The following is a 12,203-nucleotide window of genomic DNA, read 5'->3' on the forward strand; positions in this document are numbered from 1 at the left end:
GGGCGCGGAGAGTTATGACTTGGCGTGCTTGTGCGTTGGAAAATTTTAATTCCCATTTGTCACAGTACTATCATGCCACTTACTTAATATAAAAACTTACGTAGCCTAACGCACCTTGTTATGTGGCGGTGCGTTAGGCTCTTAAAATATAATTCTGTTGTAAGACCTTTCAGACAAAATTTTTTTGTTCAATAATCTTAGGACTTACGTATGAAAACGAAAGATCAAGGGTTTGGAGAAGGGTATAGGGGTATAGGGGTATAAATGCTGGAAACCCTTACACCTTCACACCCTTACACCCTTACACCCGGTCTCAACAGAAAAGTTGGGTGCGTAAGTCCTAATTCTAATGGCTACCTGATTTGCGATGTTCAACGGCGGTTACACCATCATTGGCTAACACTTCTCCTTTATCTACCACAGCATAAATTAACAGCCTGTCACCGCATTCAAGTTGATTTGTGACGGTACATTCCAGGTACGCTAGTGCTTCAGTGAGAATTAAACAACCATTATCAGCTGTTTTGGTTTCTAGGTTAGCAAAGGGATTATCGCCTAATGTACTTTGACGGGAAAAATAGCGTCGGACATTTCTGCCTTCTTTGAGGATATTCAAGACAAATTGATCACCAATATGACTCATTAAATCTGCGTTTTGCTCTTGAGCGATCGCCATCATAATTCCTGGCGGGTTAAATGTTGCTTGAGATACCCAAGAAGTTAAGATACCTTTGTGGCTTTCTTGGTCACGGGTTGTCACTACACATAGTGAACCAATAATTCTGCCTACTGCTTGTTCAGTACGGTCTATTTTGGCTTCGGGAATTACTTGGCGAGGAGTACGTAATTTTTTGTTTTTCTTTAAAGTTTGGGCAAAGGTCGCGCCTGCTGCTTGACACTGTTGCAGAATTTCTGGGGTAGGACTAAAGCGGACTCGAATTGTGTCAAAGCCTAAACGGTAATTGGCATCTTTGAGCTTACTTTCAATTAAATCTATGGCTTCGCCACTCCAACCGTAGGAACCAAACACCCCTGCTAACTTAGTTTTTGCCGCCGTTGAGAGGACTATACCTAAGGCTGTTTGAATTTGTGTTGGTGCATGACCGCCTAAGGTGGGGGAACCGATAATTATGCCATCACAAGCTTCCACAATGCGGGTAATTTCTGCCGTATCTGCAAGTTCACAGTTGACGGATTGGACATTAACATCGTTTTGCACCAAACCTTGAGCGATCGCATTTGCTAAAATGCCGGTGTTGCCATAGGCGGAAGTATAAAGCAGCGCCACATTTAAATCTTGCGCCTTCTGTCCTTGACACCATTGACGGTAATCATAAGTAAAACGACTGAGGCTATAACGCACCACCGGGCCATGACCAGGCGCATAATATCTAGCCCCCAGCATCACTACTTTATCTAAAGCTGCTTCAACCTGTTTGGCTTGGGGTGCGTGGAGACAGTCGAAGTAATAATGGCGTTCCGCGTCTAATTTTCTCCAGTCTTCATCAAATAAAGTATCTTCGCAGATATGAGCGCCAAAAAATTTGTCTGTGTAGAGAATTTTAGTGGCTGAGTCGTAAGTAAACAAACCATCCGGCCAACGGGGAGTAGGCGCGGTGACAAATGTGAGTTGATGTCCTTGTCCTAAGTCGAGAATATCTTCAAAGCGTACCGCTTGAATCCGTGATTCCCATTCAGGAAAAGCCGTTTTCAAGGCGTTAGCCGCAGGACGAGAACAAATTAAAGTAGCTTGTGGTGCTTTGGAGAGTAATTCTTGTAGGGTCACTCGGCGGTTGGGGTTGACATGACCCAGAATGATGTAATCCAGAGTGGTGAAATCGAGATATTGGGCTAGTTGTTCTAAGTAAATTGCCGTAAAAGATTCACCAGGCGGGTCAATTAAGGCTTTTTTATCAGCTTGGATAAGATAGGAATTTGCCGTAGTTCCTCGTTGACGGGAATACTCAACTTCAAATTTTAAACGCTCCCAAGTGCGCGATCGCAAAATCAGCGTATTTTCACCAATATCCGCCACTTGTACATCTCTGGGACGGCTGGAAGTTGCAATAGTCATATTCAATTCTCCTTTAAAGATTGGTGGGTTATTAGATACCCGACTTGCTGAAGAAGTCGAGTATCTAGCTAATCTCGTCCGTTTGCCTGCATTTTTTGATAGCGCTTGGCTATTCGTTGTTCTGGGTCAATCCCTTCAAAAGTGGGCGGTAGCCAAACTCGCAAAACCAGCAATATTCCCAAAACTAATAAGAAGGCACAAGTTGCTAAAACTTGACTCCAATTAGTTTCTAATACACCTTTAACAATGACTTCTCGCAAAGCAGAGACAATGGAAACCTCTACCGCCACGCCTATAGATATGCGTTGTTCTTGGAGGTAGATAATCAGCAGTCGGAATAATTCGACTAAAATCAGCAGAAACAAAATATCGGCAGTGACAACATGGAAATCTAAAGGTGGAAGCAGGGAAAGGAACATATCCCATACCTGAATAGCCATGAAGCTAAATAAACCGATACATAAGGAAATCACAATCACATCTTGAATCAATTCCAAGGTGCGGACAATGCGACCCCGATTGATTTCGTACACGGAAATTGGGCTATCTTCTACAGGTTTGTACATGGGATTGGGGATTGGGGACTGGGGATTGGGGATTGGGGATTGGGGATTGGGGATTGGGGATTGGGGATTGGGGATTGGGGACTGGGGATTGGGGATTGGGGACTGAGAATTTCTACCCCTGTCTCCCCTGCTCTCAATCTCTATTCCCTAGTCCCCTGTGCTTAATTAACGTGAGTTCGATAAATTCGGAAGAACCCCTCTCCATAGCTTGCTACTCTACGAGAACGCCTTACGGCGAACCCGCAGGGTACCTCCCCCCGACGCGCGGAGAGGCTTAAAACCCTGATTATTTGGTACTCAGTTATAGATTTTCAGCCCCTTCCCTTGTAGGGAAGAGGTTGGGTTTAGGTTCCGTCGAATTCACGTTTAATTAGTAATGATTGCCAACTTTGCGATGATGAACGGCTGTCATTGCATGGACGTTAGCAACTCTGCCGACTTGAACAGTGCTGTAGATAATCCAATGGTCGCCACAGTCGATACGGCTGGTGATTTCGCATTCTGTGTAAGCTAGGGATTCTGCAAGAATGGGGGAACCGTCGGTGGCTGGGTAGGTTTTGATGCCTGCAAAGCGGTCTGCACCAGGGGCAAAGCGTTTGAGGAAATGTTTCATCAATCCTTGATAGTTATCTTCTTCCAGAACGTTCAAAACAAAGCGATCGCCTACGTGCATTAAGGATTCAATGGCGCGTTCTTTGGAGACAGCAATGGCTACTCCTAAAGGATTGAGGCTAGCTTGTGTCACCCATGAGGCGAACATGGCACCTTGAATTTCTCCTTTTTTGGTAGTGATGATATATAAGCCAGTGCTAATCCGTCCTAAGGCTTTCTCTAAGTCGGTGTTGATGGATTTGATTTGTTTGATGGTGCGATCGCGTGTCAACCATTGCCCTATATCTGTACCAGCTTCCTCACAAAGTTGTTCTGTGGTTTGTGTGGGAGCTTCTTTAATTAAAATTGGGGGGAAAGCTTCAACTAGTCCCAATTCTTGAAACTTATTCCGTAAAGGAAAAACAGGTTCATCTTCTCCACCACCAGACTCTAATAAGCCTATGGCCTGTTTATGATGTACAGCCGCCAAGATAGTATTTAATGCTGCCTGGGCTGTCAGTGAATATTGGGATGGCATGGCGATGACTAAGCCAGATGCTTGAGCAACTAATTCTCTTACTTCTTGTGGTTCAGCAGTATTTAAGTCTATCAGTTCTACCGCCACACCTGTTTTAGTACATCCATGCCCCAAAGTATGTACTAAATGTTCACTATAGCCATAATCTTCAGCATAAAACAAAGCAACTAATGTCTCTGTTTTAGCTTGTTCTAAACTCCAGTTTTGATACTTACCTAACCATTCGCTAATATGATTTTGTAGTAGAGGCCCGTGTCCTGTAGCCACTGTGTTGATTGTTAAGTTTTCAATGCGTTTTAAAGCTGCCAACACAGACCGAGCATTCGGCCCCATCAGACAATCATAGTAATATTTAAAATCTTCTTCAATGGCGAAGAAATTTTCATCATAAGTCTGATCATCGCAATAGTGCATCCCAAACACATCACAAGTGTAGAGAATCCCTGTTTTGTGGTCATAGGTCAAAATTGTATCTGGCCAATGTAAATTAGGTGCAGAAACAAATTCTAAGTTGTGGCCATTACCTAAATCTAAGCGTTCTCCACTTTTCACCTGAAGGGATTTAAATGGTTGGTGAACCATATTTTCTAAAAATTGAATTGCGACTTTAGCCCCAACAATAGTGATAGAGGGAGCTAGTTGCAAAATATCCTTCACTAAGCCGCTATGGTCTGGTTCTGTGTGACTAATAATCAAATAGTCTATTGTGTTTGGGTCAATTAATCCAGCAACTATCTCTAGATAGAGTTTCTCAAACTTGCGGTGTGAAGTGTCAACTAAAGCAATTTTTTCACCTTGAATTAAGAAAGAATTATATGTGGTGCCGTTACGTAAACCAAATTCAATATCGAAACGCTCTCGATCCCAATCCAGACAGCGAATAGCAGTTGTTTCAGCTGCAATTTCCACAGTTTGCACTGTCAAACGTCCTCTGTTGGCATTAGCTTGTGTATCTTCGGTGAGTGCAACCATAGGTTTTCTCCCAAAAAATATGATTAAGTGTTAAATATTCTTCTTCTTATATTGAACTGAGAATCCTATTTGGTAAAATGCCAATTCCTGAAGCCATTTATTAGCAAAGTTTATTATTCATGGAAATTGCATTAGCATTGAAAATAATCAATGTTAATCATTGATAAGCTAACGCGCCCCTAAATTGCATAATTACTAACAAGGATCGATGTCATTGACCTTTGTTCCTCCCCCAATACAAAAAATCAATAGTGAGATTGCTAATAACGCTGGTGTAGAAATTGATGTATTACGCCTTGATTTAATGCACCCGTGGGTAAACGGTAATAAGTGGTACAAGCTAAAATACAATCTCTTAGAAGCGAAAGAGAAAGGTTATACAACATTACTTACCTTTGGTGGTGCATATTCTAATCACATCTTTGCTACAGCCGCCGCAGGTAATCTGTTAGGTTTCCAGACTATTGGTGTGATTCGCGGGGAGGAAACCTTACCCTTAAATCCCACACTAAGTTTTGCCACAAAACAAGGTATGCAGCTTGTCTATGTGGACAGGGAAACCTATCGACAACGAAACAGCGCCACATTACACGCAGACTTAAGGAAACGCTTCGGTGAGGTATTTATCATTCCTGAAGGTGGTAGTAATTTGAATGGTGTGCGCGGTTGTCTAGAAATCATCAGTGCCGCAACGCAAGCATTTAATATTGTGTGTGTAGCTTGTGGTACAGCCACTACTCTAGCAGGTATCGCTCTGGCGCTGGAAGCAAAGCAACGTGTCATCGGTTTTCCTGTGTTAAAAAATGGGGGTTTTCTAGCAGAGGAAATTACTCAGTTTATGAATAATTATGTCGCGGCGGGGCTGCCCATTTCATCAAGTTCTCCCGCGCATTGGGAATTAGTTTGCGATTACCATTTTGGCGGTTACGCCAAGGTGAAAGATGATCTTATCGTGTTCAGTCAGCAGTTTACCCAAACCCACGGCGTACCCCTTGATTACGTGTATACCGCGAAAATGTTTTATGGTGTGATGGACTTGTTAAAGCAAAGATATTTTACAAAAGGCGATCGCATCTTGATGATTCACACCGGTGGCTTACAAGGAAATATCGGGATGAGTGAACGATTGTAATAGTTTTTAGGAAGTATATTTTCTCTGATTGTTTAACATTTATTTTTTTATATTTCGTCAGTAAAACTGCTCTAAAAACTGTAAAACTTTAATGTGCAATATAATAACTCCTGTATTTTCTATTAGGTATTATTTATGTTCCATCGGAGAAAATTTCTAAAGAGAGCAGGATACACAACTCTATCTGCTTTCTTGACGATGGGGTTTTTACAAAGGGATAAACAGAGGGATATTCGTAGTACGGATATTGCGGCAATAAATACGAATTTTCCGTTGCAGCAATTAGCTGCTGCCAAAGGAAAACGCTATGGTGCAGCAGTTGACAGTGAAACTTTAAAAAAATATCCCGACTACGCAAAATTAATTGCCCGTGAATGTTCAATTGTGACACCCAATGGCGAATTAAAGTGGAATGCCACTGAACCGCAGCCAGGATATTTTACTTTTGCAGCAGCTGATGCGATCGCCAACTTCTGCCAAAAGAATAACTTGAAAATGCACGGACATACCCTGTTCTGGAACATGGCAAAACCAGACTGGCTTCCTTACCCCCCCACTCTACCCATGATCGAACGGCACTTTAACGGCGTGATGGGGCATTATCGCCATAGTCAGGTTTTAACATCTTGGGATATCGCTAATGAAATTATTGCCTACAGTGAAGACGAAGCTAAGGCCTCTACCTATGGCTTACATAAAGGCGTAAAACCAGAATTAATTCGAGATGTGTTTTTAATCGCCGCTTCGATTGATAGCAGCAAGAAATTTTACCTCAATGATTTCTCCATTGAAGGTGATACCTGGAAATCCAGGTATTTCTTAAAAATGATTGAGTATCTCAAGAATAATGGCGCGAAGATAGATGGAGCAGGTATCCAGTCCCATCTGTGGTTTTCTACCAATTATCCTTTTGATGAAAAAGGATTTGTTGGTGTTTTAAAAAGGCTCAAAGAACTGGAAGTTAAACCAGTAATTACCGAACTAGATATTATTATTGATACCCCTCTACCAGACACTATCGAAAAGCTCGATCAAATGGTGGCAGACTCTTATAAGCGATATCTTGACTTATGCTTTGCCAATGGAGTCGATACCATCATTACCTGGGGTATTACTGATCGCCATAGCTGGATACGTCACCCTGATTGGATGCCGCAAAAATTTAAGGGAAATCCCAGCTACCATAAGTTTTTGCGTCCACTTCCCTACGACGAGAATCTGAAACCTAAACTTGCTCGTAAAGCGATCGCCCAATCTTTTATCAAGGCTGCTGCTTCAATATGATTCAAATAGGCGCTATCTATTTGCTAGATAATAGCCTTCTTAAAAGCAGCTTCTTCAAGTCCATTCACATAGGTACTGCATATTTGCTAGATAGTAGTTGTCATATTCCCCTTTCCAGCTAGAGGCATAAACCCCAATTTGAGAAGGGTGTAAGCGTTTTAACACCTACACCCCTTATTCAGAACCTTGATGTTGATTCAAATCAATGTGCGCCTGTCTTCTGGATCACAACTTTAAAGGTTTGTAACAAAATTCTCCAATCCAACCAGATAGACCAATTTTCGATATAGTCCATATCTAGTTTGAACGCGTCATCGAAATTATCAATGTTGGAACGTCCAGAAACCTGCCACAAACCAGTGATACCCGGAAGAACTTCTTGGCGAATAAAATGATTATTCTGAAACTTCTGGACATCACGCATAGGTAAAGGACGAGGCCCGACAAGGCTCATTTCTCCCAAGAACACATTAAACAATTGTGGCAATTCATCCAAACTATAACGGCGTAAGAATTTCCCAACTCTTGTGATGCGAGGGTCGTCTTTCATTTTGAAAAACACACCATCTTTCATTTCGTTTTTAGCTTCTAAAGAGGCTTGGATTTTTTCCGCATTCGTCACCATTGTCCGGAATTTCCAAATCTTAAAGGTTTGACGATGTAAACCAACACGTTCTTGCTTGAAGAATACTGGCCCAGGAGAATCAAACTTGATCACCAAAGCGATCGCCACATATACGGGTAAAAGTAAAATGATGAGGATGGAGGAAAAACAAAGATCAAAAAATCGCTTCATCCAAAAATCACCACCAACAATCAGAGGTGCGGGGATTGTGGGGTAAAAGACCTCTCCAATCATATCGAACGTAGATTTAGGGAGGGAAAATTCACTCATTGTTGGCAACAAACGCAAGGTAATTCCAGCGTTATAGAAATACCAGCAAAGGAACAACCGATTTTTGATAGTATCCCAAGCAATAAAAACTTCATCTACATTTTGAGCGTGAAGATATGCAAAGGTTCTTTCTCTATTAGCTAAATCTAAACATTTAGAGTTAGCATAACCTTGAATTGCGAAGTAATTCTCTCGTTCCAGTAGCTTTACATGGTAAGGCTCTTTTTCTTCACCATCAGCAATAATAAAAATCCGGTGACGTACTGCGCCTTTTTGACGGATTGAATTAGTAAAGAAGTTAAATAAATAACGAAAAGTGCAAATGAAGCTGATGGACAATAACCAATGCACTAGAAAAGTTGTATAGGGAATATAAGTGTTTTGTCCATAGAGAACTTCTACAAATAACAACAATACAGATGATAAAGAAATGGCTTTAACTACACCTGCATAGTTCCGCCTATGAATACCAGCTTTATATAGCCCTGTTGTTTGAAATATAGCGATCGCCAAGCTCAAATCGAGCAGCATAAATGATATATTGTGTATCGAAAGTAATTCAATAGGATTACTAGATAAAACTGCTAGATTCCAGGCAGAGGCTATAAATATTGCATCCAGAAATACCAGAATTACTACACGCATTAATCTGATAAACAACCCTCTCTGGATTCTTGGACTGTTAGCAGAGCGTAAGTCTGGTTTTAAACTTTCTATAGAAACGTTACCAGAAACCATGAGTATATTATTCCTCCATCTTAATATTCAGCGTTGACAACAAAAAAATATCAGGTTTAATTTTACGGTTTATGCAAAATCAATCTTCCTAACAGTTTTAATAACATCCGTTTATTCTTTGAAAAAATCAAATAATCATGTTTTTACAGTTATTTATTCTGGAAAATATTGTAATTATTGGTATTTAGAAACACAGGTTTGAATCAACCTTACGTATTGATTACACTAATGTCAAAGTCTGACGAATAGTGACATCCTATTTTGATTGACTAGATAGACTCCAAATTTCTCGTAAGAAAAGAGTGCCTAAAAACCACGGCTCAAGTAAATAACGTCTCCACAATCTAGTTGGTTCAGTCAACAACCTATACAACCATTCCAGCCCCATTCTTCCCATCCAACGAGGTGGCGTAGGTATTGCTCCTGCCACATAGTCTAGGCAAGCTCCACTGGTCAAAATAGCATTGGGTTGAATACGTTCCAAATTTTGGGCAATCCAATGCTCTTGTCGTGGCATCCCCATCCCCACCATTAATACATGGGGTTTGTAATCATTGATGGCTTTAATAACAGTGAGATTTTCTTCACTCTCTTCACTAGTATCAAAATAGCCGTGAGAGCAAGCAATTTGTAACCCAGGAAACTTTTGGCGCAAAACACTGGCTCCTTGTTCAGCAACTCCTGGTTTAGAACCTAGATAAAATATCCGCCAACCCTTACTGGCTGCTTCTTCCATGAGAGGCCATATCCAGTCCGCATAGGTTACTCTCTGTTCTCTCTTCATCGGAAAACCTAGCAGCTTGCCAATGAAAACTATAGGCATACTATCAATATGGATGTATTCTGCCTTAGCATAAAAGGCTTGCATTTCTAAGTCTTTGTGGAATAGATAAAGGCTATGCAGGTTGTGATTAGCAATAATCCATTTTTTACCCTGCTCAATAGACTCCTCAATTAAACAATTTAATTCAGGGATAGAAAGAGCATCTACTCGAACCCCAAGAAGTTTATAAGAAGGCCGATTCTTCATGGCTTGTAAATATTTTGTAAATCTAAGAGTCTGGAACACACAAAAGCTAAGGTTTTTATAATTAATCGGTTAAGTCTATATTATCATTGACCTACGTAAAAATACTAAGTTTTTTGGTTAAATATCTTGTGAAGAGAGATAAATATTGTTAAGAGTCTATTGTCTTCATCAGTATTTCTGCTGTATGCTTGCTCCTTGCACTCCAAGAATATTTTTCTTTAATCAAAAAATATGCTTGTTGGACAAGCTGTTGATATTCATCGATATTTCTAGTAGCGTCCACAATAGTATTAGCAACTTCTTCGCAAGAGTATCCAGATATTAAAAGATGCTCTTTGTGACGAAAGTCTTCTAAACCTCGCAAGCCTTCTGGTGTTGAGACAACTAACTTTTTACTAGCAAAAAAATCTAAAGCTTTATTACGAGCGCCACCTGCTACCGCTTGCTTAGGAAATGGCAGCAAGGCAATATCTGCATATTGAAGATGCTCAAGGAAATCTTCACGTTTAGGTAGAAACCCTAAGAAAGAAATATTAGAGGGAATGGGTTCTGCAATATCGCTACTATCCCTACCAATGACGATAAAATGAATGTTTTGCTGATGACTCTCAAGGGATTTTGCCACCTCCATAGTCATTGATACAGACATATCATTAGTAGGGAACTGAAATGTTTTAGGAGCAATAACAACGACTATTTTAGCTGGTCTCAAGGCTTGGTAAGGGTCTTTAGCCAAACGAGATTCATTATTCAGTAGGTCTTCAGCTACTCCATTACCTATACAATAAATATTTTGAGGATTCTTACCATACCACTGGGAAATTAGTTGAGGTGTTGATTCACCAGCCGCAATTATTGGGCATCCAGAGAACACTAATAGTCCTTGAGCAATATACGTTTTAATTAATTGGGTAAATTCTTTAAAAGGATTGGCTACTGAAAACAAGCGTGTCCAATATTCATATGGTGAAAAAGTATGAAAATCTAAGACCAGGGAAAAATTATTCTTTTTCTTCAACTTAGTTGCAATGAGAGCAGCTAAACTAGGTAATGTTTCTTGAGCATAGATAATATCTGGTGCAAACTCATCAATACACTTTTGAATATTTTGAATGTACGACTTCAGACTGCGTGAGCCAATAGAAAGAGAAGGGGCATAGTCTACAGCCGAACAATCTAGACCCAACTGAAAAACTTGAAAATATTCCGTGAGATTCTGTCCTAAGTAAAAAGGTCTAGTAAAAGCGCCAAATGGTTGGCTAGAGTCAAGGTTAGAAACAACAAGTAAGCGTTTACCCATAGGAAGATTGAGATATTTTTTCTAATTTAAGGTAGGTATTTTTTCAGATTTGTTCAATTATTTACTAGAAGTAATATCTCTTATGCAACTACATTTGATAAATACCTCTACAGGAGTAATTAAACTTCTGGCTTAGGTTCTTTTGGGTCTTCAGAGAAGGTAGGAGAAGTTGCCAAATTCTTGTAACCAATGATTGCTCTGATATAAGGCAAAAACCAATAAAATACCCAGAATGGCCCAGAGTGTCTGCTACAAAATGTAGTCCAGGGTTGCAACGGAAATCCTTTAATTTGTAGAATTTTTCGCAAGCGTTCTAATACAGTAAGATTTGTATCTACCCAGCTATTCCGGAAGGAATTTTTATTACAAGTACCTATATAACCGGGTGCTGCCCATACGTGACAACCTAATTTACGCGCTCTGAGAGCGTAATCCAAATCTCCCAAACTGTGAATAAAAGCAGTATCAATATTACCAACTTTCAGGGTGACACTGTGAGGAATGAGAACGCAGTTGCCGTACATAGCATCACATTTTTGTACATCTAAAGTTGGTTCTAAAAATTCAAATTTGTTAGAATACCACTTTTTCGATTTCACAGCTCCGCCATAAGTGGCTTGCTTCGTAATCGGGTCTTGAGTAGAACCGACTACAATTGATTGCTCGTAACCTTGTGCTGCCAAATTTTGATGAACCTGCAATAACTTCTCTAAAGCATCAGCTTCGAGAAATGTGTCGTCATTCAACCACAGGTAGTAATCATACTGATTTTTTATCGCTTCACCAAAGGCCAGGTGCATTCCCCCAACCCAGAATAAATTACCATCCCCCTGAAGGATTTTGACATTTGGATATTCTGCTTTAATTAACTCTGCTGTACCATCAGTGCTACCATCATCAGTTAAATAAACATCAAAATGATTTGTTTGTTGATATAGAGCTTGCAAACAAGCAAGAGTGGTATTACGTCTGTTGTGGCAAGTCATGATTACCGCTAGGGTTGGCTGCTCCATCTCATTTACCTCATATAATTTTCCGGAAAACAATAGTTAAAAATCAGAAACTTTCCGTTATTTTTGCAGA

At 40.3% G+C, this 12,203-nt stretch carries 9 protein-coding genes; 2 read left to right on the forward strand and 7 right to left on the reverse strand.

All coding sequences use genetic code 11. From position 1 onward, the window contains the following. Nucleotides 1-346: 346 nt before the first annotated feature. The 3 genes from GSQ19_RS12080 to GSQ19_RS12090 form a co-directional block, all read right to left on the reverse strand. The gene (locus GSQ19_RS12080; RefSeq protein WP_011318196.1) at nucleotides 347-2,074 is read right to left on the reverse strand and encodes a diflavin flavoprotein; all 1,728 of its coding nucleotides are present in this window, start codon (nucleotides 2,072-2,074) and stop codon (nucleotides 347-349) included. Nucleotides 2,075-2,142: 68 nt separating this feature from the next. Next, nucleotides 2,143-2,640 (reverse strand): phosphate-starvation-inducible PsiE family protein, encoded by a 498-nt coding sequence (locus GSQ19_RS12085; RefSeq protein ID WP_011318197.1) that lies wholly within the window; start codon nucleotides 2,638-2,640, stop codon nucleotides 2,143-2,145. Nucleotides 2,641-3,010: 370 nt separating this feature from the next. After that, nucleotides 3,011-4,741, reverse strand: a complete 1,731-nt coding sequence (locus GSQ19_RS12090) for a diflavin flavoprotein (protein WP_011318198.1) — start codon at nucleotides 4,739-4,741, stop codon at nucleotides 3,011-3,013. A gap of 208 nt (nucleotides 4,742-4,949) precedes the next feature. Between GSQ19_RS12090 and GSQ19_RS12095 the strand changes: the two genes are divergently transcribed. Next, on the forward strand, nucleotides 4,950-5,873 hold the full coding sequence (locus GSQ19_RS12095; protein WP_011318199.1) for a 1-aminocyclopropane-1-carboxylate deaminase/D-cysteine desulfhydrase: 924 nt from the start codon (nucleotides 4,950-4,952) through the stop codon (nucleotides 5,871-5,873). A 135-nt stretch (nucleotides 5,874-6,008) separates the two neighbouring features. Next, nucleotides 6,009-7,157: an endo-1,4-beta-xylanase gene (locus GSQ19_RS12100; protein ID WP_011318200.1), complete on the forward strand. Its 1,149-nt coding sequence runs from the start codon at nucleotides 6,009-6,011 to the stop codon at nucleotides 7,155-7,157. Nucleotides 7,158-7,359: 202 nt separating this feature from the next. On the opposite strand, the gene GSQ19_RS12105 is transcribed toward GSQ19_RS12100, so the two are convergent. The 4 genes from GSQ19_RS12105 to GSQ19_RS12120 all read right to left on the reverse strand — a co-directional run bounded on the left by GSQ19_RS12105 (nucleotide 7,360) and on the right by GSQ19_RS12120 (nucleotide 12,133). Continuing rightward, on the reverse strand, nucleotides 7,360-8,790 hold the full coding sequence (locus GSQ19_RS12105; RefSeq protein ID WP_011318201.1) for a sugar transferase: 1,431 nt from the start codon (nucleotides 8,788-8,790) through the stop codon (nucleotides 7,360-7,362). Between the two features lie 256 nt (nucleotides 8,791-9,046). After that, nucleotides 9,047-9,820, reverse strand: coding sequence for a WecB/TagA/CpsF family glycosyltransferase (locus GSQ19_RS12110; RefSeq protein ID WP_011318202.1), 774 nt, complete (start codon nucleotides 9,818-9,820; stop codon nucleotides 9,047-9,049). A gap of 148 nt (nucleotides 9,821-9,968) precedes the next feature. Continuing rightward, nucleotides 9,969-11,120 (reverse strand): glycosyltransferase family 4 protein, encoded by a 1,152-nt coding sequence (locus tag GSQ19_RS12115; protein ID WP_011318203.1) that lies wholly within the window; start codon nucleotides 11,118-11,120, stop codon nucleotides 9,969-9,971. Nucleotides 11,121-11,239: 119 nt separating this feature from the next. Next, a complete protein-coding gene (locus GSQ19_RS12120; RefSeq protein WP_011318204.1) occupies nucleotides 11,240-12,133 on the reverse strand; it encodes a glycosyltransferase family 2 protein in 894 nt (297 codons plus the stop codon). Nucleotides 12,134-12,203: the final 70 nt, after the last annotated feature.

Origin of the sequence: Trichormus variabilis 0441, assembly GCF_009856605.1 — a bacterium.
Taxonomy (GTDB): domain Bacteria; phylum Cyanobacteriota; class Cyanobacteriia; order Cyanobacteriales; family Nostocaceae; genus Trichormus; species Trichormus variabilis.